20 protein-coding genes and 1 pseudogene are annotated in these 21,421 nt (G+C 68.9%); 7 read left to right on the top strand and 14 right to left on the bottom strand.

What is annotated here, in order from left to right; genetic code table 11:
• The first annotated feature begins 151 nt into the window (after positions 1-151).
• Positions 152-640 (top strand): PH domain-containing protein, encoded by a 489-nt coding sequence (locus AC0IX4_RS10485; protein WP_471828917.1) that lies wholly within the window; start codon positions 152-154, stop codon positions 638-640.
• A gap of 69 nt (positions 641-709) precedes the next feature.
• On the opposite strand, the gene AC0IX4_RS10480 is transcribed toward AC0IX4_RS10485, so the two are convergent.
• Positions 710-1,549: a DoxX family protein gene (locus tag AC0IX4_RS10480; protein ID WP_042576499.1), complete on the bottom strand. Its 840-nt coding sequence runs from the start codon at positions 1,547-1,549 to the stop codon at positions 710-712.
• 64 nt (positions 1,550-1,613) lie between these two features.
• Here AC0IX4_RS10480 and AC0IX4_RS10475 point away from each other — a divergent pair, with 64 nt between their 5' ends.
• Positions 1,614-2,765 (top strand): PQQ-dependent sugar dehydrogenase, encoded by a 1,152-nt coding sequence (locus AC0IX4_RS10475; RefSeq protein ID WP_471828916.1) that lies wholly within the window; start codon positions 1,614-1,616, stop codon positions 2,763-2,765.
• 12 nt (positions 2,766-2,777) lie between these two features.
• Here AC0IX4_RS10475 and gatB read toward each other — a convergent pair whose 3' ends face one another.
• From gatB to AC0IX4_RS10460, 3 genes and pseudogenes are all read right to left on the bottom strand, one after another.
• Entirely contained in the window at positions 2,778-4,292 is a 1,515-nt protein-coding gene (gene gatB / locus AC0IX4_RS10470) for an Asp-tRNA(Asn)/Glu-tRNA(Gln) amidotransferase subunit GatB (protein ID WP_471828915.1), read from the bottom strand.
• A 21-nt stretch (positions 4,293-4,313) separates the two neighbouring features.
• Positions 4,314-5,345 (bottom strand): ATP-dependent 6-phosphofructokinase, encoded by a 1,032-nt coding sequence (locus tag AC0IX4_RS10465; protein ID WP_042576497.1) that lies wholly within the window; start codon positions 5,343-5,345, stop codon positions 4,314-4,316.
• Positions 5,346-5,461: 116 nt separating this feature from the next.
• Positions 5,462-5,607, bottom strand: a pseudogene (locus AC0IX4_RS10460) (LuxR C-terminal-related transcriptional regulator); the annotation flags it as partial.
• 15 nt (positions 5,608-5,622) lie between these two features.
• Here AC0IX4_RS10460 and AC0IX4_RS10455 point away from each other — a divergent pair.
• On the top strand, positions 5,623-5,790 hold the full coding sequence (locus AC0IX4_RS10455) for an alpha/beta-hydrolase family protein (protein ID WP_471829298.1): 168 nt from the start codon (positions 5,623-5,625) through the stop codon (positions 5,788-5,790).
• Here AC0IX4_RS10455 and gatA read toward each other — a convergent pair.
• Positions 5,745-7,226, bottom strand: coding sequence for an Asp-tRNA(Asn)/Glu-tRNA(Gln) amidotransferase subunit GatA (gene gatA / locus AC0IX4_RS10450; protein WP_471828914.1), 1,482 nt, complete (start codon positions 7,224-7,226; stop codon positions 5,745-5,747). The two genes, AC0IX4_RS10455 and gatA, sit on opposite strands and share 46 nt — an antisense overlap.
• Positions 7,223-7,522 carry an Asp-tRNA(Asn)/Glu-tRNA(Gln) amidotransferase subunit GatC gene (gatC, locus tag AC0IX4_RS10445; RefSeq protein ID WP_042576494.1) on the bottom strand — a complete coding sequence of 100 codons (300 nt, stop codon included), beginning with the start codon at positions 7,520-7,522 and terminating at the stop codon, positions 7,223-7,225. Before gatC ends, gatA begins: the two co-directional genes overlap by 4 nt.
• A 132-nt stretch (positions 7,523-7,654) precedes the next feature.
• On the opposite strand from gatC, the gene AC0IX4_RS10440 reads away from it, so the two are divergent.
• A complete protein-coding gene (locus tag AC0IX4_RS10440) occupies positions 7,655-8,305 on the top strand; it encodes an ACT domain-containing protein (protein ID WP_471828913.1) in 651 nt (216 codons plus the stop codon).
• On the opposite strand, the gene ligA is transcribed toward AC0IX4_RS10440, so the two are convergent.
• From ligA to AC0IX4_RS10400, 8 genes are all read right to left on the bottom strand, one after another.
• Positions 8,273-10,414, bottom strand: a complete 2,142-nt coding sequence (ligA, locus tag AC0IX4_RS10435) for an NAD-dependent DNA ligase LigA (protein WP_471828912.1) — start codon at positions 10,412-10,414, stop codon at positions 8,273-8,275. The genes AC0IX4_RS10440 and ligA overlap by 33 nt on opposite strands.
• A gap of 63 nt (positions 10,415-10,477) precedes the next feature.
• Entirely contained in the window at positions 10,478-11,527 is a 1,050-nt protein-coding gene (locus AC0IX4_RS10430; RefSeq protein ID WP_471828911.1) for a uroporphyrinogen decarboxylase/cobalamine-independent methonine synthase family protein, read from the bottom strand.
• Positions 11,524-12,621 carry a tRNA 2-thiouridine(34) synthase MnmA gene (mnmA, locus tag AC0IX4_RS10425; RefSeq protein WP_056075945.1) on the bottom strand — a complete coding sequence of 366 codons (1,098 nt, stop codon included), beginning with the start codon at positions 12,619-12,621 and terminating at the stop codon, positions 11,524-11,526. The genes AC0IX4_RS10430 and mnmA overlap by 4 nt, the downstream gene beginning before the upstream one ends.
• A 13-nt stretch (positions 12,622-12,634) precedes the next feature.
• A complete protein-coding gene (locus AC0IX4_RS10420; protein WP_471828910.1) occupies positions 12,635-13,843 on the bottom strand; it encodes a cysteine desulfurase family protein in 1,209 nt (402 codons plus the stop codon).
• Positions 13,844-13,919: 76 nt separating this feature from the next.
• The gene (locus tag AC0IX4_RS10415) at positions 13,920-14,810 is read right to left on the bottom strand and encodes a lysophospholipid acyltransferase family protein (RefSeq protein ID WP_471828909.1); all 891 of its coding nucleotides are present in this window, start codon (positions 14,808-14,810) and stop codon (positions 13,920-13,922) included.
• Complete coding sequence (locus AC0IX4_RS10410) at positions 14,807-15,616, bottom strand: GNAT family N-acetyltransferase (protein ID WP_042576488.1); 810 nt, start codon at positions 15,614-15,616, stop codon at positions 14,807-14,809. The genes AC0IX4_RS10415 and AC0IX4_RS10410 overlap by 4 nt, the downstream gene beginning before the upstream one ends.
• A 143-nt stretch (positions 15,617-15,759) precedes the next feature.
• Positions 15,760-16,716, bottom strand: a complete 957-nt coding sequence (locus AC0IX4_RS10405; protein WP_042576487.1) for an electron transfer flavoprotein subunit alpha/FixB family protein — start codon at positions 16,714-16,716, stop codon at positions 15,760-15,762.
• A 55-nt stretch (positions 16,717-16,771) separates the two neighbouring features.
• Positions 16,772-17,572, bottom strand: coding sequence for an electron transfer flavoprotein subunit beta/FixA family protein (locus AC0IX4_RS10400; RefSeq protein WP_042576486.1), 801 nt, complete (start codon positions 17,570-17,572; stop codon positions 16,772-16,774).
• A 286-nt stretch (positions 17,573-17,858) separates the two neighbouring features.
• On the opposite strand from AC0IX4_RS10400, the gene AC0IX4_RS10395 reads away from it, so the two are divergent.
• The 3 genes from AC0IX4_RS10395 to AC0IX4_RS10385 are packed head-to-tail and all read left to right on the top strand — an operon-like array spanning position 17,859 to position 21,417.
• Positions 17,859-18,629 (top strand): class I SAM-dependent methyltransferase, encoded by a 771-nt coding sequence (locus tag AC0IX4_RS10395; RefSeq protein ID WP_042576485.1) that lies wholly within the window; start codon positions 17,859-17,861, stop codon positions 18,627-18,629.
• Positions 18,630-18,655: 26 nt separating this feature from the next.
• Positions 18,656-20,173, top strand: a complete 1,518-nt coding sequence (locus AC0IX4_RS10390; protein ID WP_056076382.1) for a 1,4-alpha-glucan branching protein domain-containing protein — start codon at positions 18,656-18,658, stop codon at positions 20,171-20,173.
• A complete protein-coding gene (locus tag AC0IX4_RS10385; RefSeq protein ID WP_471828908.1) occupies positions 20,170-21,417 on the top strand; it encodes a glycosyltransferase family 4 protein in 1,248 nt (415 codons plus the stop codon). Before AC0IX4_RS10390 ends, AC0IX4_RS10385 begins: the two co-directional genes overlap by 4 nt.
• Positions 21,418-21,421 lie beyond the last annotated feature (4 nt).

Here is a 21,421-nt window from a genome sequence, read left to right as displayed (position 1 = left end):
TCGGCTCAGGCGACGACGCGCCTGCCGATTACGAGGAACTCTTCATGCTTCACACACGTGACGTTAGGCGCGTGATGCTGTGCCAGTCAAACTTACCGAACCCGTGATCCCATTATGTGGGATGGCGTATGTGCAGTGCGAAGATGTAGGGGTGACGTCTTCGCAGCAGTCCGAACCACCGGTGACAGTCTCCCATACCGACGACCCCGCTCCCTACGCGTCCCCCGTCGCTCCCACGGTGTTCCGCGTACCCGCGCTGGCACTGTCCGGAGTCGCCCTGTTCCTCTTCGGGGTGACGTTCCCCGTGGTCGGAGCGCCCGCGCTTTTCGGGTGGATGCTCGCGCTCCCCCTGCTCCTCGCGTACTGGATCCTGCGGGTCCGCACCACGGTCACGCCCGAGCACTTCGTCTCGCGGCGCGCCTTCGGGTCGACGACCGTCGAATGGTCGTCGGTCACGGGACTGCTGTTCCCCCGCCTCGGATGGGGCAAGGCGACGTTGGCGGACGGCTCCGCCGTGCGGATGCCCGGTGTGACGGTGGACAAGCTTCCGCAGCTGTCCGTCGCCAGCGGCGGCGCGGTCCCCGATCCCTCACCCGTCGAGACTCCTGCCGAGGACACCGACTCCGAGACCGGTGCCTGAGCGTCCACAACTCGGGTGAACAGACGGGATCCCGTCGATCCGGCCGAGTTGTGGACGACTGGTCACGGCTCAGGCGAAGGGGTCGGCGCCGTTCAGGAAGATCCACAGCGCAGCGGCGCCGCCGACTCCGATGGCCAGAGCCAGGAACGATCCGATGAACGGGCGACGGGCCCAACCACGACCACCGTCGACGGCGATGCGTCCCGGTCCCGTGAGGATGATGGCCGCCGCGGCGAGCACCAGCAGAGTCTCGTACTCGACGCCGGAGGGTGCGAAGAACTGCAGGCCGGGTTCCGCGACCTGACGGACCAGCCACGCGTTGATCATGACCGCGACCACGGCAGCGCCGGCCAGAGGTGTCGCGAGGCCGAGGATCAGCAGCGCTCCGCCGGCGACCTCACCGACCGCGCCCAGGATCGACAGCAACCGTGCCTGGTCGTATCCGGCACCGGCGACGATCTCCTGGAAGCCCGAGAGACCCGGTCCGTCGAACCACCCGGTCAGCTTCTGCAAGCCGTGCACCAGGACGATCGCACCGACGCTCACGCGCAGGATCAACAGGCCCAGGTCGAGGGTGCCGCGCTTCTCGGGGACGATGCGGGCCTCGGGCTCGACATCCACCGGGGCGGCCGATGCTCCCGCGACCGGGATCGCGCGGGTGGCGCTGTCGTCGTACGCGGGCTCACGGGTGGAGCCCGGTGCGGTGTAGGCGGGCGCCGTCTCGTAGGACGGCAGCTTTTCGGTGGGGTGCGCGGTGCGCGACGACCCGGCGTCGAGATCGTCGTCGGTGCGCGGGACGGACTGCCCGCCGGCGCCCTGTCCCAATCGCTCCGTCGGCTGGTCGTAGGGACTCGCGGCCGGCTCGTATCCGGACGTCGATCGGCCTGTGTCTTCGGGCTTGTCACTCACGGGCGTCAGCCTAGTTGCGGCAGCCCGCTTCTCGGCGCAGGCGCGACCCGTACCGTGGGATCTCATGACGGTGCGTGACATGTTCGGAGCATCAGGGCGCACGACGGCGATCGGGGCCGCGGTCCTCGCGGTGATCACCGTGTCCGCGGGCTGCGCACGATTCGACGACTCGGCGTCCACCCCGTTCTCACCGGAGCCGACGTTCGGGGCTGCCGACATCGAACCGGTCGAGCCGGGCGCTCCGGGATCCAGCACTCCTCCCCCGCCGTCGCCGGCCACCGGGCCGTGCATCGACCCGGATCCGAACGTCGTCGCGACGTGCCTCGACACGTTGTCCGGCCTGGTCGTGCTCCCCGGAGGCGCCGCTGCCCTCGTCGGTGAACGCCGCACCGGCACGATCTTCCAGGTGGCACCGGGACAGACCCCGCGACCCGTCGCCTCCGTCCCCGTCGACGGATCCGGCGGTGGCGGCCTTCTCGACGTCGCGCTGTCCCCGACGTACGACGAGGACCGACTTCTCTACGCCTACATCACCACCGCGTCGGACAATCGCGTCGTGCGAATCGCCGCGGGCGACGTGCCGAAGCCTGTCCTGACGGGCATCCCTCGCGGCAGCACCGAGAACTCGGGGGCGCTCGACTTCACCTCGCCGACGGAACTGCGCGTCATCACCGGAGACGCGGGCAGCCCGGCGTCGTCGTCCGACCCCTCGTCACTGGCCGGCAAGGTTCTGGCCATCGACAACCCTCGCGTCGACCCGCCGTCGCCGGTGACGCCGCGCATCGTCATGAGCGGCATCGGGCGCGCCGGAGACGTCTGCGTGGACGGCACCGGCAGCACCTGGGTCACGGACGCCACCGCCTCGGAAGACCGTCTGTCGCGCATCACCCCGGAAGGCGCCGTGGTGAGCCCCGTATGGACGTGGCCCGACAAGCCCGGCGTCGGCGGATGCGCCGCCGGGCCCGGATCGGTCTCGGTGTCCATGTCCGGTGCACGCGCCGTGAGCCTCGTTCCGGTGGATCCCGAGACGGGCGCCGTCACCACCCCGCCGACCCTGATCGCCCAGGACCGGTACGGCCGCCTGCGCGGCGCGTCGCTCGGCGCCGAAGGGCAGGTGTGGGTCAGCACCGTGAACAAGGACGGCGGTCAGCCCGTTCCGACCGACGACCGGGTGGTCATTGTTCCGGTGCCCTCCGGCGGCGGCGGTAGCGACTGACCGGCCGGCGGACTAGCTGCAGGCGGCGATGACCAATTCCTTGACTCGGGCCGGGTCCGCCTGACCCTTGGTGGCTTTCATGACCGCACCGACGATGGCTCCGGCGGCCTGGACCTTGCCGCCGCGGATCTTCTCCGCCACCGACGGGTTGGCGGCGAGCGCCTCGGTCACGGCTGCTTCCAGAGCCGAATCGTCCTGCACGACAGCGAGTCCGCGTGCTTCGACGACCGCGTCGGGATCACCTTCACCGGCGAGCACACCGTCGACGACCTTGCGCGCGTTGGCGTTGGTCAGCGTGCGATCGGCGACCAGCGCCGCCACTCGCGCGACCTGGACCGGGGTGATGGGCAGGTCCGCGAGGGTGACCTCGCGTGCGTTGGCCTGCTGGGAGAGGTAGGCGACCCACCAGCTGCGGGCGGCGTCCGGGGTCGCGCCGGCGTCGACGGTGGCCGTGATGAGACCGAGCGCATCGGCGTTGACGACGTCACGCATGACCAGATCCGACCAGCCCCAGTCCTTCTGGATCCGGGCGCGCGTGATCCAGGGTGCCTCGGGGATGGTGGCGCGCAGTTCCTCGACCCACGCGGCATCGGGTGCGACGGGCTCGAGGTCCGGCTCCGGGAAGTACCGGTAGTCCTCGGCGGTCTCCTTCTTGCGGCCCGGTGACGTGCTGCCGTCCGCCTCCTGGAAGTGGCGCGTCTCCTGGGTGATCTTCCCGCCGTCGGCGAGAACCGCTGCCTGACGGCGCATCTCGTAGCGCACCGCGACCTCGACGCTCTTGAGGGAGTTGACGTTCTTGGTCTCGGTGCGTGTCCCGAATTCCGGCGCACCCTTCTCCATCAACGACACGTTCGCATCGCACCGCAGCGATCCCTGGTCCATCCGGACGTCGGACACACCGAGTTCGCGGATCAACTCGCGCAGGGCGGTGACGTAGGCGCGAGCGACCTCGGGGGCACGCTCTCCGGCGCCCTCGATCGTCTTGGTGACGATCTCGACGAGGGGCACTCCGGCTCGGTTGTAGTCGAGCAGCGAGTGGCTGGCCCCGTCGATCCGACCGGTGGCGCCGCCGACGTGCAGCGACTTACCGGTGTCTTCCTCCATGTGCGCACGTTCGATGTCGACGCGCCAGGTGGATCCGTCGTCGAGCACGACGTCGAGGTATCCCTCGGTGGCGATGGGCTCGTCGTACTGCGAGATCTGATAGTTCTTGGGCTGATCCGGGTAGAAGTAGTTCTTGCGCGCGAACCTCCCCCACGGGGTGATCGAGCAGTTCAACGCCAGTCCGATGCGGATCGCCGACTCGACGGCCGCCGCGTTGACCACGGGCAGCGCACCCGGGAGTCCGAGGCACACCGGGCACACCTGCGTGTTGGGCTCGGCGCCGAACTCGGTAGGGCACCCGCAGAACATCTTCGTCGCGGTGCCCAGCTCGACGTGGACCTCCATACCCAGAACGGGGTCGAACCGGGCGATCACCTCGTCGTAGTCCATCAGGCTCGTCGCGGAAGAGGTGGCTGCAGTCATGCGCCCAGTTTACGGCCGAAGTCAGCCGAAGAATGCGGCGGCGTCGCGGTACCGGCTCTCGGGTACACGCTTGAGCCGAGCCACGGCATCCTCGAGCTCGACCAGACCGATCTCCGCGCCCTGGAGCGAGACCATCTTGCCTTTCTCCCCCGCGTGGACGGCGTCGGCAGCGTTGACGCCGAAGCGTGTCGCCAGGACCCTGTCGTACGGCGTCGGCTTGCCGCCGCGCTGCACATGGCCGAGGACCGTCGTGCGCACTTCCTTGTTGATGCGCCGTTCGATCTCGACACCCAGTTGCTGTGCGACGCCGGTGAATCGGATGTGACCGAACTCGTCGATGCCGCCGTCACGGATCTCCATCGACCCTTCCTTCGGCGTGGCACCCTCGGCGACGACGCAGATGAAGTGCGAGTCGCCGCGCTGGAAACGCTTCTTCACCAGATCGCAGACTTCCTGCACGTCGAAGGGCTGCTCCGGAATCAGCGTCATGTGCGCGCCCGACGCCAGACCCGAATGCAGCGCGATCCACCCCGCGTGGCGTCCCATGACCTCGACGAGCATGACGCGCTGGTGCGACTCCGCCGTGCTGTGGAGTCGGTCGATGGCGTCCGTCGCGATGGTCAGGGCGGTGTCGAAACCGAACGTGACGTCGGTGCGGTCGATGTCGTTGTCGATGGTCTTCGGAACGCCGATGACCGGAACACCTTCCTGCGACAACCAGTGCGCCGCGGTCAGAGTGCCCTCGCCGCCGATGGGGATCAGCGCGTCGATTCCGTTGTCGTCCAACGTCTGCTTGATCTGGTCCAGCCCGGCGCGCAACTTGTCGGGATTGGTGCGAGCGGTTCCCAGGATGGTGCCGCCCTTGGTGAGGAGGCGATCGTTGCGGTCGTCGTTGCGGAGCTGGATACGACGGTCCTCGAGCAGCCCTCGCCACCCGTCGAGGAAGCCGACCACGGAGGATCCGTATCGGGCGTCGGCCGTGCGTACGACGGCCCTGATGACCGCGTTGAGTCCCGGGCAGTCGCCGCCGCCGGTCAGTACTCCGATACGCATGGTCCGAAACCTCTCACTGTGCCGGTTCATCGCGAGCGGTGCCCGCTATGTGCTGGGGACCATCTTGCTACGCCCGGGCCGGATCGGTGCGGTCGGACTCACATATTCGAGAGCGATCACCCGGGCGTGACGACGCCGCTCTCGTACGCCACGACGACGGCCTGCGCTCGATCCCGCAGACCGAGTTTGCCCAGAACCTTGCTGACGTGGGTCTCGAGGTCTGTTCGGCGAGAACGAGTCGCGCGGCGATCTCGGCGTCGGACGCAGCGATTCCCCTGTGCCACCGTGGTTTCCGGTGTTGTCATTCGCATCCGCGACTGTGGACCTGATCCTGGCGACCGACGCCCCTGCCGGGCACGGACACCGGTACGGGCCCGAGCAGGGAGCGGCGATCGTCGATCAGACGGCGGACGGGTGCGGGAACTCCCCGCGGGCCGCCTCGTAGGCGGCACCGACGCGGTAGAGCCTGTCGTCCGCCATGGCCGGAGCCATGATCTGCAATCCGACGGGCAGACCGTCCGCAAGACCCGACGGCACCGACATCGCGGGATGCCCCGCGAGGTTGGTGGGGAGGGTGCACAGGTCGTACAGGTACATCGCGATGGGATCGTCGACCTTCTCGCCCAGCGCGAACGCCGTCGACGGGGTGGTCGGCGAGACCAGCACATCCACCTTCTCGTAGGCCCGGTCGAAATCCCGAGCGATGAGCGTGCGGATCTTGAGCGCCTGGCCGTAATACGCGTCGTAGTAACCGGCCGACAGCGCATAGGTGCCGATCATGATGCGGCGCTTGACTTCCGCACCGAATCCGGCGGCACGGGACATCGCCATCACCTGGTCCGCGCTGCGCGTCCCGTCGTCGCCGACACGCAATCCGTACCGCATCGCGTCGAAACGCGCGAGGTTGGACGACACCTCCGACGGGAGGATCAGGTAGTAGGCCGCGAGCGCGTGCTCGAAGCTGGGGCACGAGACCTCGACGACCTCGGCCCCCAACGACGTCAGCACCTCGACAGCCGCGTCGAACGACGAGATGACGCCGGGCTGATAGGCATCGGAGTGCAATTCCTTGACGACGCCGACGCGGACACCCGTCAGATCGCCGCCCGCTCCGCGCAGAGCGGCCTCGACGACATCCGGCACCGCAGCGTCGACCGACGTCGAGTCACGGGGGTCGTGGCCGGCGATGACCTGATGCAGGAGCGCCGTGTCGAGGACGGTACGGCCGCACGGGCCGCCCTGGTCCAGCGACGAGGCGCACGCGATCAGACCGAAGCGGGAGACACCGCCGTACGTGGGCTTGCACCCGACGGTGCCGGTCACGGCGGCAGGTTGACGGATCGAGCCGCCGGTGTCCGTGCCGATGGCCAACGGTGCCTGGAACGACGCGAGGGCGGCAGCGGAACCGCCGCCCGATCCGCCGGGAACGCGGGTGGTGTCCCACGGGTTCAGCGTGGGGCCGTACGCACTGTTCTCGGTGGACGAACCCATGGCGAACTCGTCCATGTTCGTCTTGCCCAGCAACGGAATTCCCGCTGCGCGCAGACGTGCGGTCACCGTGGCGTCGTACGGCGAGACCCAGCCTTCGAGCATCTTCGAGCCCGCGGTGGTCGGCATGTCGGTCGTGGTGAAGACATCCTTGAGCGCCAACGGCACACCGGCGAGAGGAGACGCGGGAGCGTCTCCGGCGTCGAGGCTGACATCCACGGCCTCGGCCGCGGCGAGCGCCTCGTCGCCGGCGACGTGCAGGAACGCGTGCAGCGTGCCGTCGACCTCGGCGATGCGATCGAGGTGCGCACGAGTGACCTCGACGGCGGACACCTCACGGGTGCGGATCTTGGCAGCGAGGTCTGCGGCCGTGCTGCGGACGAGGTCGGTCATCCTTCTTCTCCCAGGATGCGCGGTACGGCGAAACGGCTCTGTTCGGAGGCGGGTGCCTCGGCGAGCGCGCTCTCCGGCTGCAGGCCGGGGACGATGACATCGGGTCTGGTGACGTTGGTCACAGCCAACGGGCTGGCCGTCGCGTCGACGTCCGTGACGTCGACCTCGGAGACCGCCTTCACGTGGTCGAGAATGGCGTCGAGCTGGCCGGCGAAGGCATCGAGCTCGTCGTCACCGAGTGCGAGGCGGGACAGTCGGGCGAGGTGAGCGACCTCGTCGCGGGATATGGCAGACACGTCCGTCAGGCCCCCTTAGTTTCGTAACGCATGGCACGAAGCCTAGTTCGTGGCGCGATACCGGCAGCGACGGCCTCGTCGGCACTGCCCGTGTGAGTCGATTGTGGTGGCGACCAGTGCAAGGATGACCGCGTGTCCTATCTGTTGAGAGTCCAACTGCCCGATCGACCGGGCAGTCTCGGCGCGTTGGCTGTCGCGCTGGGATCGGTCGGGGCCGACATTCTCTCGCTCGACGTCATCGAACGTGGGGCAGGATTCGCCGTGGACGACCTGGTCGTCGATGTGGCGCAGGGCGCTCTTCCGGACACCCTCATCACCGCGGCCGAGAAGCTCGACGACGTGCGCGTCGATTCCATCCGGCCGTACTCCGGCATCCTCGACACCCACCGGGAACTCGAACTGATCGATCGAGTCGCCACGGCGCACGACGACAGGTTCCAGGTCCTGGTCGACGGTGCACCGCGTGTTCTCCGTGTCGGCTGGAGCACGGTGGTGGGCATGACGGATCAGGGTCCGGCGATCATCGTCGGCAGTTCCGGGGCGCCGGAGTCGCGCCCCGCCGACATGCCGTGGATGCCGCTGACCAAGCCGGCAGTACTCGACGCCGAGGGCGACTGGGTGCCGAAGTCCTGGAAGGACATGGACACCACCCTCGCCGCCGCACCACTGGGCAGTTCGGGCGCCGTTCTGGTGCTCGGACGCCCCGGCGGTCCCGACTTCCGTCCGTCGGAGATCGCTCGACTGGGCTACCTAGCCGGAATCGTCGCTACCGTCCTCGCCTGACGCACCGTCGGCGGACTCGACCGTGGCTCGCGCCGCATCCGGGCCGTCGGCCAGCAGCACCCTGAATCCGTCCTCGTCGAGAACGGGGACCCCCAGCTCGAGTGCCTTGTCGTGCTTCGAACCGGGTGCCTCGCCGACGACGACGAACGCCGTCTTCTTCGACACCGACGACGCAGCTTTGCCCCCTCGGGCAAGGATGGCCTCCTTCGCGTCGTCGCGCGTGAAGGTGGCCAACGACCCGGTCACGACGATGGACATACCGTCCAACGTCCGCTCGATGCTCTCGTCGCGCTCGTCCTCCATGCGTACGCCCGCGGCCGACCACTTCTCCACGATCGCGCGGTGCCAGTCGACGTCGAACCACTCGACGACGGCGCGAGCGATGGTGGGACCCACTCCGTCCGCCGCAGCCAGTTCCTCTTCCGAGGCGGCCCTGATCGCGTCGAGGCTGCCGAACCGCGCCGCCAGCGCGCGGGCGGCCGTCGGACCGACATGGCGGATCGACAGGCCCACCAGGACGCGCCAGAGCGGCTGGTCCTTGGCGCGTCCGAGGTTGTCCAACAGCCGACGGCCGTTCGCGGACAGCGCGCCCGCCTTGGTGCGGAAGAGTTCGGTGCGGGTGAGCTGCTCCTGTGTGAGATCGAACAGGTCGCCCTCGTCCTCGATCACCGACGCCGACAGCAGCGCCGTGGCTGCCTCGTACCCCAGCACCTCGATGTCGAACGCGCCGCGACCGGCGACGTGGAACACACGCTCCCGCAACTGCGCGGGGCACGACCGCGAGTTGGGGCAGCGGATGTCCGCATCACCCTCCTTGGCCGGAGCCAACTCGGTGCCGCACTCGGGGCAGTGTGTCGGCATGACGAACGCGCGCTCGTCACCGGTCCGCGCGTCCACCACGGGACCGAGCACTTCCGGAATCACTTCTCCGGCTTTACGAATGACGACGGTGTCCCCGATCAGAACACCCTTCCGGACGACCTCGGACGCGTTGTGCAGAGTTGCCAGCGACACGGTCGACCCGGCGACGAGGACGGGCTCCATGAAGGCGAACGGAGTCACGCGGCCGGTTCGGCCGACGTTGACCCGGATGTCGAGAAGCGTGGTCGTCGCTTCCTCGGGCGGGTACTTGAACGCGATGGCCCACCGGGGAGCGCGGGACGTCGCGCCGAGCCGGCGATGGAGCGACATCTCGTCGACCTTGACCACGAGACCGTCGATCTCGTGTTCCACCGCGTGCCGGTGCTCACCCCAGTACTCCATCCGCTCGACGACGGCGTCGACGCCCTGCACCAGCACGGTGTGGGTGGACACCGGCAGTCCCCATGCGGCGAGCGCGTCGTACGCCACCGACTGGGCCGGTGGATCGAAGCCTTCCATCCGGCCGAAGCCGTGGCAGATCATGCCCAGGCGCCGGCGCGAGGTCACGGCGGGATTCTTCTGCCGCAGCGACCCGGCAGCGGAATTGCGCGGATTGGCGAACGGCGGTTTGCCCTGTTCCACCAAGGACGCGTTGAGCGCCTGGAAGTCCTCGAGGCGGAAGAACACCTCGCCCCTCACCTCCAGCAGTGTGGGAACCGGGAACTCCTCGGTCGCGGTGAGGCGCTCAGGTATGTCGTCGATGGTGCGGGCGTTCAGCGTGACGTCCTCACCGGTACGACCGTCACCGCGGGTCGCGGCACGGACGAGGCGTCCGTTCTCGTAGATCAGATTCAGAGCGACGCCGTCGATCTTGACCTCGCAGAGGTAATGCAGGTTCTCGCCCGCCTCCACCTCGACGCGGCGGACCCAGGCACGTAGCTCGTCCGCGTCGAACACGTTGTCCAGAGACAACATTCGTTCGAGATGGTCGACAGCGGTGAAGTCGGTCTCGAAGCCACCGCCGACCAGTTGCGTCGGCGAATCCGGCGTCCGCAGGTCGGGGCGTTCCTCTTCCATGGCCTGCAGACGCTTCAACAGGTCGTCGAACTGACCGTCGGAGATGACCGGCGCATCGCGGACGTAGTACCGGAACTGGTGCCCGCGGACCTCCTCGGCGAGCTCGTCCCACTGCTGCTTCTGCTCCGCCGTCGCGGGGGTGAGCTCCTGAGGTGTCTCGACGTCGTCCACGTCCGCAGACTATCCGAGGGTGCCGACACCGAAACGTGCCCGCAGGACACGCAACGCCGACGTCTACAGCGAGTCCGGGTCCTCCGAGAAGGCGGCTCGGACGTCCCGGAGAACGGTCAGAGCATGGCGGGCCCACGGCATCGACGCGCCGGCCAGACCGCACGCGGGGGCGAGAGACACCCGCTCCGCGAGGTAGCGGCGCGGGAAGCCGAGCCGGTCGATCAATTCCACTGCCGGCGCGGCACTCTCGCGCCACCCGGGGAATGTCACCGGGTCCGTCCCCGGCACGACACCGAGAACGGGGACGCCACCGCTCTCGATGAAATCCCCGACGGCGTCGTACCGTGACGACTCGAGGAGCGACAGGTCGAAGGCGACGCCGTGCACACCGCTACGGGTGAACACCTCGAACGGGACGTCGGCTGAGCAGGTGTGCACGATCACGGGGCGACCCACCCTGGTCACCACCGCACCGAGAAGGGTGGCGACGTCGGGAGCCGATACCGGGGCGATCTGCTCGATGCTGGTGACCCCCTGCAACCGACCGCCGAGTACGGCGGCGATGCGGGGCTCGTCGAGCTGCACGACGACGGAGACGCCCAGCCGACGCTCGACCTCGGCGGCATGTGCCGCCACACCCTCGGCCAGGGACTCCGTGATGTCCCGGAGCGCTCCCCGGTCCGTCAGCACCCTGTGCCCGTGCGAGAGCTCCACGTCGGCGGCCATCGTGAACGGTCCGGCAGCCTGCACTTTGACGGTGCGCCCGCTGCCGCGAAGACCGGCGAGTTCCCACTGTTCCTCGAGGACGTCGAGGTCCTCGGCGAGGAAGTCGCGTGCACGCCGACCGGTACCGCTGGGACGGGCGCTCACCCGGTAGCCGCTGGTGGCGGCGTCGAGTTCGATGTCGACCAACAGGACACCGGTCCGGCCGATCATGTCCGCGCCCAGTCCGCGCGCAGGCAGTTCCACGACGTGGGGAAGATCGGGCAGCTCACCGATGACGGTGGTCACCGAATTCGCGATGTCCGTTCCCGGCCACGAGCCGAGGCCCGTCGCCAGTCCGGCGACCCGAGCAGCGACATCGGCTCCCGGGCCGTCCTCGGAACGGCTCACGCGGTCTGCGGAGACCGTGCGGAGGTACCGGCGATGGTGCCACTGCCGATGACCTCGTCGCCGGCAGCATCCGGGCGGTACAGCACCGCGGCCTGTCCACGTGCGACACCCGTCAGCGGGGTGCGGAGGTCGATGTGGAGGACGTCACCCTCGACCCGTGCCACGGCGTCGGCCATCCCGCCGTGCGCCCGTACCTGCACGACGCAGTCGAACGATCCGTCCGGCACCGTTCCGGACGTCCAGACCGGACGAGTCGCGTCGATCGCATGGACGTCGAGGCGGTCGGCCGAACCCACACGCACCGTGCCGGTCTCGGGTTCGATGGACGTGACGTACCGCGGCTTGCCGTCGGCGGCCGGTCCCTCGACACCGAGACCCTTGCGCTGACCGACGGTGAAACCGTGGACACCGTCGTGCTCGGCCAGGACGGCGCCGGAGTCGGCATCGACGACCGCGCCCGGACGGATACCGATGCGGGCCCCCAGGAATGCCCGCGTGTCACCGGACGGGATGAAGCAGATATCGTGACTGTCGGGCTTGTCGGCGACGGCCAGACCTCGCCGTGCGGCCTCGTCGCGCACCTCGGCCTTCGGGGTGTCTCCGATGGGGAACATGGCCCGCGACAGCTGGCGCGAGGTCAGGACCCCGAGGACGTAACTCTGGTCCTTGTCGGCGTCGACCGCGCGACGCAGCACGCCGTCCTCGAGTCGGGCGTAGTGGCCGGTCGCCACCGCGTCGAAACCGAGCGCTTCCGCACGGTCGGCAAGGGCTGCGAACTTGATCTTCTCGTTGCACCGCAGGCACGGGTTGGGGGTCTCGCCCGCCGCGTAGGACGCGACGAAGTCGTCGATCACGTCCTCCTTGAAGCGGTCCGCGAAATCCCAGACGTAGAACGGGATCCCGAGAACGTCGGCGGCACGCCGCGCATCGCCGGCATCCTCCTTGGAGCAGCAACCACGTGATCCGGTGCGCAGTGCGCCGGGGGCGGTGGACAGCGCGAGATGCACGCCCACCACGTCGTGTCCCGCGTCCACGGCTCGCGCCGCCGCGACGGCAGAATCGACTCCGCCACTCATGGCAGCAAGAACTCGCATGTCTTCTTTCCTTCTATCTCGAGGTGGACGCCATGCCGGCGGCGTGTGCGCGTTCGACGACGCGCGGCAGTGCCTCCAGCAGGGCATCGACGTCGGCGTCGGTGCTGGTGTGGCCGAGGGAGAATCGCAGGGATCCCCGTGCGTCGTCCGGATCGACTCCCATGGCGAGCAGGACGTGACTCGCACGCGCGACGCCTGCCGTGCAGGCCGACCCCGTCGAGCACTCGATGCCCGACGCGTCGAGAAGCATCAGCAACGAGTCACCCTCGCACCCGGGGAAGGTGACGTGCACGTTGCCCGGAAGACGGTCGGCGCCGCGGGCACCGTTGACCGTCGCGCTGGGGACGGCCTCGACGATGCCGTCGATCATCCGGTCCCGCAGCGCGGCCAGCCGGATCTCGGTGTCGGCGCGGGACGAGACGGCGACGTCGAGCGCGGCGGCCATGCCGACCGCTCCGGCCGTGTCCGGCGTTCCGGAGCGCACGTCGCGCTCCTGTCCCCCACCGTGCAACAAGGACTCGCACGGCACGGACCGGCCGAGCAGCAGCACACCCACACCGTGGGGTCCACCGAACTTGTGGGCGGCGATGGACAACGCCGACAGCCCGCTGGCCGCGAAGTCGACGTCCCGCACCCCGACCACCTGCACGGCGTCACTGTGCATCGGAACGCCGAACTCCGCCGACACGGCAGCGAGTTCGGCGATCGGCATGACAGTGCCGACCTCGTTGTTGGCCCACATGATCGACACCACCGCGACCTCGTCGGCGTGGAGTTCGAGTTCCCGCCGCAACGTGGACGGAGCCACGCGACCCTCGGAGTCGACGGGCAGCCACGTGACGACGGCACCCTCGTGCCGTTCGAGCCACTCCACCGCGTCGAGGACCGCATGGTGCTCGACCGCGCTGGTGATGACGCGCACACGCCGGGGATCGTTCGCACGACGAGCCCAGAAAATGCCCTTGACGGCGAGGTTGTCGCTCTCCGTACCCCCGGAGGTGAAGATGACTTCGGACGGTCGCGCACCCAGACCCGCGGCGATGGACTCGCGCGATTCCTCGATGCGGCGACGAGCCTGGCGACCCGACCCGTGCAAGGACGACGCGTTCCCGACGGTGCGGAACACGTCGGTCATCGCCTCGACGGCCGCGTCCACCATGGGAGTGGTCGCAGCATGATCGAGGTACACCGGCTCCGCCGGCACGCGTATGGGCTGGGGCATGACGGTGTCCAGGATAACCGGTCCGGCCGGTGGTCCACCGCGCCCCGCGGGAACGCGTCCTCGGCAGAGAGTCAGCTCACCCGACCGGACTCGCGACAGCGGCCTCGCGCCGACTCATGGTCCGAGAATTCGAGTCGACGGTGCGCAGCGGCGGGACGGTCAGGACGTCCGCCTGTCGACGGACCGCCAGCTCGGCGCAGCGGGCCAGCAGACGTCGATCGTTCATCGGGGCGATGTCCTCGCAGATGCGAACCTCGGCGCGGAGGCCTTTCAGCCTCAGAATCCGCGCCATCGAGTCACCGATGCCCTCGTCTCCGACGAAAGCCGTCGCGGTCGTCGGCGAACCGTCGCCGTCGCGATAGGTGATGCCGACGGGACGCACCACGGCGCCCGCGTCGACAGCCGCCTGGAAGAGAGCGGGACGGAACGAGCCGTAGGCCGTGCCGCACCAGGTCGTGCCTTCGGGGAAGACGACGACGGTGGCTCCACCGCGCAGCGCGTCGGTCACGTCACCGACCGTTGCGGGAAGTGTGCGCAGTCGTTCCCGCGCGATGGGCACGACGCGGACGATGCGCGCCAGGATCCCCAGTACCGGCCAGTCGACCAGGTCGGCGCGCGCCACGAATCGGCACGGGAAGCAGGCGGCGAGCACCAGCACGTCGGTCCAGGACATGTGGTTCGCGACCACGAGCGTGCCTGTCGACGTGGAGGATCCGGGCTCGAGTACGCCGTGCACCGACACACCTATCCCGAGGGCGCCCAGCAGGCCGCGTGCCCCGGATCGGGCCACCGCTCGGCGCCCGGCGGTGGGCAGCAGTCGTCCGGCGGCCAGCACGGGAACCAGGAGGAGGATCACCGCGACGAGGACGCAGCGCATTACGACCCGGACGGTGCCGACGGTGGCCGACCGAGCCGGATGACACCCCGTGCCGCACGGGCTGTGCGGCATCCAGGCGTGCGTCGTCACGAACGCGACTCCGCCGTCTCCGCGGCCGACCGCAGGCGGTCGAGGTAGCGGACGTTGGCGTCCTTCATGTGCAGGAGTGCGACGAAATCGGCGACGCCGAAGTCCGCGTCGTGAGCGGGGTCGCCGCAGATGGACGCGCCCATGCGCAGGTATCCGCGCAGCAGCGCCGGAACCGATGTCCTGGACGGGGCGGCGATGTCGGCGAGATCCACCCCGTCGACTCGGACGGGTGTGCGCGGATAGGCGCGGACGTCGGAACGGTGACGCTTCTCGACCAGATCGTGCACACCCTTGACGTGCGCCCCGACAGGTTCGCCGTCTCCGATGCTCATGGGTACGGACACGCAGCCCATGACGCGGTCGTACCCGCCCAGATCGATGTACTTCAGGATGCCCGACCACATGAGGGCGAGTACCGATCCGGACCGATGGCCGTCCAGCACGCAGGCCCGGCCCATCTCGACAGTGCGCAGTTCGTGGGCTCGCAGCTCACTGATGTCGAACTCGGTGGCGGTGTAGTACCCGCCCGCTTGCTCGGCGCCGTCGGGAGTGAGCATGCGGTAGCAACCGACGATGTCGCCGCTGCGGTTGTCGACGACCAGGAGGTGATCGCAGTGGGCGTCGAAGCGGTCCGCGTCGAGATCGTTCTCGAAGGAGGCGGATCGGAAGCCGTCCTCACCGCGGAAGACGGTCGCGCGCAGTCGTTGTGCCGCGAGTACGTGCTGCGGTGTGGATCCGAGGATCAGGGAGTGATGCTTGTCGGCGACGAGCACCTGTTCGTGCTCGAGAGTGGAGTACGAGGTCATGACCGAAGGTGTCATGCGACATGTGTAGCGAGCCGATACGACGTCGCCCACAACGTCACATGACCGGAAGGTGCACGAACGGAAAAGGCCCCGCTACTCCGACGACTGTCGGGGTAACGGGACCTTTCGGTGATGTCCGGGTGTCAGCCCTTGCGCTTCTTCACTGCCTCGGCGAGCTGAGGCGTGACCGCGAAGAGATCACCGACGACGCCGAAGTCGGCGATCTCGAAGATCGGCGCTTCCTCGTCCTTGTTGACGGCGACGATGGTCTTCGACGTCTGCATGCCGGCGCGGTGCTGGATGGCGCCGGAGATACCGAGTGCGACGTACAGCTGCGGGGAAACGGTCTTGCCCGTCTGACCCACCTGGAACTGTCCGGGGTAGTACCCGGAGTCGACGGCTGCGCGCGAGGCACCGACAGCGGCACCCAGCGAGTCGGCCAGATCCTCGACGACGGAGAACTTGTCGGCGCTGCCGACGCCACGTCCACCGGACACGACGACCGATGCCTCGGTGAGCTCGGGACGGTCGCCACCGGCGACCGGCTCACGCGACGTCACCTTGACGACGGCGTCTTCCTGGGCGGGAACCTCGACGTCGACACGTTCGCCGGCGCCTGCCTGCGGCTCCGCCTCGATGGCGCCGGGGCGCAGCGAGATGACCGGAACGTCGCCGTTGGTCTTCGCCTCGACGGTGAACGCTCCACCGAAGATCGAGTAGGTGGCGGACTTGTCGGCGTTGATCGCGACGACGTCCTGGTGCAGTCCGGCGCCGAGACGCGCGGCCAGACGACCGGCGACCTCTTTGCCCTCGATACCGCCGGACGTGAGGATCGCGGCGGGCGAGACGGACTCCGCCAGCGACGACAGCACGTCGACCTTCGGCGTGACCAGGAAGCCGTCGACGTCCGCGGACTCGGCGACGTAGATCTTCGCGGCGCCGGCCTCGGTCAGTGCGGCGGCGATCGCGTCGGTGGTGCCGGGCGCACCGGTGACGACTGCGGACGGCTCACCGAGGACGCGAGCCGCGGTGATCAGTTCGCTGGTGACCTTCTTCAATGCCCCGTCGGCGTGCTCGACGAGTACGAGTACCTCTGCCATGGTGCTTCTCCCTGAGATGCTTCGTGCGGAAAGGATGTATGCCGGTGACGGGGATCTAGATGATCTTCTGCGCGACCAGGTACTCGGCGACCTTGGTGCCGCCGTCTCCCTCGTCGTTGACGCGCTCACCGGCGGTCTTCGGGGGCTTGGGGGTGACCGTCGTGACCGTGGTGCCGGCGTTGGCGACGCCGACCGTCTCCGGGTCCACGCCGATGTCGGCCAGGGTCAGAACCTGCACCGTCTTCTTCTTGGCGGCCATGATGCCCTTGAAGGACGGGAAGCGCGGCTCGTTGATCTTCTCGGTGACGCTCACGATGGCCGGGAGTTCCGCCTCGAGGCCGAACACACCCTCGTCGGTCTCGCGCTCTCCGCTGACCTTGCCGTCGGCGACGACGAGCTTGCGCAGCTGCGTGAGCTGCGGGATGCCCAGGTACTCGGCGATGATCGCGGGAACGGCGCCGATACGACCGTCCGTCGCCTCGTTGCCGGCGATGACCAGGTCGGCCGCTTCGCCGTTCTCGAACTCCACCTGTCCGAGTGCGGCTGCGAGAGCCCACGCGGTCTGGATTGCGTCGGAACCGTGCATGGCGGGGTCGTTGACGTGCACTGCGCTGTCCGCACCCATGGAGAGGGCCTTGCGGATGGCTTCGGTGGCGCGGTCGGGACCGGCGGAGAGGACCTTGACCTCGCCTCCGTCACGCTCCTTGATGAGGAGTGCTTCCTCGACGGCCCGCTCGTTGATCTCGTCGAGCACGGCGTCGGCCGCGTCGCGGTCGAGCGTGTAGTCGCCGTCGGAGAGCTTGCGCTCGGACCACGTGTCGGGAACCTGCTTGATCAGAACGACGATGTTCGTCATGGTCTTCGTCTTCCTCCTGTGTACCGGTGTCGGTGAATCAGGTCATGCGCTGTCGTGCTTGTCGTGCAGTTCGTGCTTGTCGTGAATTCGTAGCGCGGACCCGAAGCGGACCTCGGGTCCGTCGTGTCGTGGACGTTACCCCATTCGTGGTTACTGATGGGTAACTTACTCCTTCCGCGCGGGAAAAGCACCCCCCCGTCAGCACGTCCTTCGCCGATCAGGTGTCGCGCACGCCGGCCGCGGACCGATTTCCCGGCCGCCCCCGGCGGGAACTACTCTCGCCCGGATGAGCGACGCTACCCGGGCAGCACTCCCCCTCACCGGTGAACGCACGGTCCCCGGCATCGACGAGGAGAACTACTGGTTCCGTCGCCACGAGGTCGTCTACCGGCACTTCGCCCCGTCCTGCTCCGGCGAGGTCGTGCTCGAGGCCGGTTCCGGCGAGGGCTACGGCGCCGCGATGATCGCGGAGTCGGCGACGCAGGTGATCGGACTCGACTACGACCGCAGCGCGGCCGAGCACGTGGACCGGCGCTACCCGTCCGTCGCCATGACGCGGGGCAACCTCGCGTCCCTTCCACTGCGGACCGGCAGCGTCGACGCCGTGGTGAACTTCCAGGTGATCGAGCACCTGTGGGACCAGGCGCAGTTCCTCCGCGAGTGCTTCCGAGTGCTCGTACCGGGTGGCCGACTCCTGATCTCCACCCCGAACCGCATCACCTTCTCCCCCGGCCGCGACACGCCGCTCAACCCGTTCCACACTCGCGAGTTGAACGACCGGGAACTCCGAGAGTTGTTGCACGACGCCGGGTTCGACATCGACGCGGTCACCGGTGTGCATCACGGCGCGCGGCTTCGCGAGCTCGACCGGGCACACGGCGGGTCCTTCATCGACGCGCAGATCGAGCGCGCCCTCGCTGGGGAACCCTGGCCGGACGCGCTCGTGCGGGACGTCGCCGGGATCACCTCGGACGACTTCGACCTGCGGGCCGAGGACATCGACGACAGCCTCGATCTCGTCGCCGTCGCACGGAAGCCGTCAGGCACGACTGCGTGACCGGATCAGGCACGACCGAACCGGGCATGTTCGCCCTCGTGCTGCATTCCCACCTGCCGTGGCTCGCGCACCAGGGACGCTGGCCGGTCGGCGAGGAATGGCTGTACCAGTCCTGGGCCGACTCCTATCTGCCCGTCGTCCGCGAACTCCGGACCCTGGCCGACGAGGGACGGACCGAGTTGCTGACGCTCGGGGTGACCCCCGTACTCGCCGCACAGCTCGACGACTCGCACAGCCTCGACGGAATGCACCACTGGCTGGGCAACTGGCAGCTCAGAGCCGACGAGGCCGCGGCGTCCCGTGACCCCGACCGCCGCGCGCTGGGGCACCGAGAGCACCGGCGCGCCGCGGACGCACTCCGCGACTTCGAGACCCACTGGCGTCACGGTGGATCACCACTGCTGCGCGGACTCGCCGACGACGGCGCGGTCGAACTGCTCGGCGGCCCGTCGATGCATCCGTTCCAGCCACTCCTCGACCCACGTCTGCGCACCTTCGCCCTGCGCGAGGGACGGGCGGACGCGGTACGTCGGTGGGGCCGGGCAACCGACGGCATCTGGGCGCCCGAATGCGCCTTCACCTCCGGTATGGAGAACGACTACGCACGCGCAGGAGTCGGGCACTTCATGGTCGACGGCCCGGCGCTGCACGGTGATACGTCCGCGGGACGGCCGGTCGGCACCTCGGACGTCGTCGCCTTCGGCCGGGACCTGTCGGTCAGCTACCGGGTGTGGTCGCCGAAGTCCGGCTACCCGGGTCACGCCGCCTACCGGGACTTCCACACCTACGACCACGCGACCGGACTCAAGCCGGCGCGCGTCACGGGACGCCACGTCGACGGTCCGGACAAGGCTCCCTACGACCCCGCCCTGGCCGCCGCGGCCGTGCGCGGACACGTCGACGATTTCGTCGACGTCGTCCGTGATCGACTGCGCTCCGAGCGCGATCGCACCGGTGCACCGGCGCTCGTCGTCGCCGCATTCGACACGGAACTGTTCGGGCACTGGTGGCACGAGGGTCCCGCGTGGCTGGCCGGGGTGCTGCGCGCACTTCCCGAGGCGGGAATCCGCATCGGGACATTGAATCGGGCACGCCGGGACGGCTTCGTCGGAACACCGGTGGAGCTCCCCGACACCTCCTGGGGGTCCGGGAAGGACTGGCGCGTCTGGGCCGGCGAACCCGTGCACGACCTCGTCGACCTCAATGCCGAGGTCACCGCGACGGCACTCGCCGCCGTGGATGCCGGCGGCGGCACGGGTCTGCGCGACCGCGTCGCCGATCAGATCCTGCGCGAGACGATGCTGACGCTCTCGAGCGACTGGGCATTCATGGTGAGCAAGGATTCGGCCGCGCACTACGCGCGGGAACGGGCGCACAAGCACGCTCATGCGGTCCGGGAGATCGCCGAGGCCAGGATCCGCGGGCACCACGACCGCGCGGCTGCTCTTGCGTCGGGGTGGAACCAGGCGGACGATCTGTTTCCTGACCTCGATGCGCGTCGACTGCGAGCCTCGAATACCGGCAGCGGGAAGGCATCGGCATGAAGGTCCTGATGGTGTCGTGGGAGTACCCACCCGTCGTCGTGGGCGGACTGGGCAGGCACGTCCACCACCTGGCCACCGAACTCGCCGCCGCCGGCCACGAGGTCGTGGTCCTCTCCCGCCGACCCACCGGAACGGATGCCGCCACGCACCCCACCGTCGGGCATGTCGCCGAGGGTGTCCTGGTCGTCGCGGTCGCGGAGGATCCCGCGCACTTCACGTTCGGCGTCGACATGATCGAGTGGACGTTGGCCATGGGTCACGCCATGGTCCGTGCCGGACTCGCCCTGTCCAAGCCGGGAATCGGCGACGGTTGGGTTCCCGACGTCGTGCACGCGCACGACTGGCTGGTGGCACACCCTGCGATCGCGCTGGCCGAGTTCTACGACGTGCCCCTGGTGTCGACGATCCACGCGACCGAGGCGGGGCGACACAGCGGCTGGGTATCCGGTCGCGTGAACCGTCAGGTCCATTCGATCGAATGGTGGCTCGCGCGCGACTCCGACGCCGTCATCACCTGTTCCGCCTCGATGGCGGACGAGGTCACTCGACTCTTCGGTCCACTCCCCGCGCCGCCGCACGTCATCCGCAACGGGATCGACACGCGCACATGGTCGTTCGAGCCGCGGACTCGGCGGGTCGGTGCGCCGTCACTCCTCTACGTCGGACGGTTGGAATACGAGAAGGGCGTGCAGGACCTCATCGCCGCGCTTCCCCGTATCCGCCGGACGCACCCGGGTACGACGCTGACCGTCGTCGGCGACGGGACCCAGGTGGATTGGCTGATCGATCTCGCACGCATCCACCGCGTCCGCCGCTCGGTCACCTTCGTCGGCTCGCTGGAACACGAGGGCGTCCTGGGCCACCTGCACCGCGCCGACGCGCTGGTGCTTCCCAGCCGCTACGAGCCGTTCGGCATCATCGCCCTCGAGGGTGCCGCGGCGGGGGCCCCTCTCGTCGCGTCGACCTCGGGAGGGCTCGGCGAGGCGGTGGTGGACGGCGTCACCGGAATGTCTTTTCCGCCAGGCGATCCCGCCGCCCTGGCCGCCGCGGTGCGACGCACCCTGGACGATCCGGTCGGCACTCGCCGACGCAGTGAGGCCGCCAGGGCTCGGCTGACGTCCGACTTCGACTGGAAGAGCGTCGCCGCCGAGACCGAGGCGGTCTACACCGACGCGAAACGTCGTGTGCGGTTCCCGTCCGGCCGGCCGGACATCGTGGAACGTCCGCTACCCGAACGCGACTGAGGTC

It is taken from the genome of Rhodococcus sp. AC861, from assembly GCF_979256035.1.
The sequence above is the reverse complement of the archived record's forward strand: the minus strand, read 5'-3'. Positions and strand labels throughout refer to the sequence as shown.

Coding starts and splice junctions, on each gene's coding strand:
- AC0IX4_RS10410 (WP_042576488.1), bottom strand. CDS start 15,616: ATGACCTCGTACTCCACTCTCGAGCACGAACAGGTGCTCGTCGCCGAC.
- AC0IX4_RS10390 (WP_056076382.1), top strand. CDS start 18,656: ATGTTCGCCCTCGTGCTGCATTCCCACCTGCCGTGGCTCGCGCACCAG.
- gatA (WP_471828914.1), bottom strand. CDS start 7,226: ATGACCGACCTCGTCCGCAGCACGGCCGCAGACCTCGCTGCCAAGATC.
- mnmA (WP_056075945.1), bottom strand. CDS start 12,621: ATGCGAGTTCTTGCTGCCATGAGTGGCGGAGTCGATTCTGCCGTCGCG.
- AC0IX4_RS10405 (WP_042576487.1), bottom strand. CDS start 16,716: ATGGCAGAGGTACTCGTACTCGTCGAGCACGCCGACGGGGCATTGAAG.
- AC0IX4_RS10475 (WP_471828916.1), top strand. CDS start 1,614: ATGACGGTGCGTGACATGTTCGGAGCATCAGGGCGCACGACGGCGATC.
- AC0IX4_RS10420 (WP_471828910.1), bottom strand. CDS start 13,843: ATGCCCCAGCCCATACGCGTGCCGGCGGAGCCGGTGTACCTCGATCAT.
- AC0IX4_RS10385 (WP_471828908.1), top strand. CDS start 20,170: ATGAAGGTCCTGATGGTGTCGTGGGAGTACCCACCCGTCGTCGTGGGC.
- gatB (WP_471828915.1), bottom strand. CDS start 4,292: ATGACTGCAGCCACCTCTTCCGCGACGAGCCTGATGGACTACGACGAG.
- AC0IX4_RS10465 (WP_042576497.1), bottom strand. CDS start 5,345: ATGCGTATCGGAGTACTGACCGGCGGCGGCGACTGCCCGGGACTCAAC.
- AC0IX4_RS10400 (WP_042576486.1), bottom strand. CDS start 17,572: ATGACGAACATCGTCGTTCTGATCAAGCAGGTTCCCGACACGTGGTCC.
- AC0IX4_RS10395 (WP_042576485.1), top strand. CDS start 17,859: ATGAGCGACGCTACCCGGGCAGCACTCCCCCTCACCGGTGAACGCACG.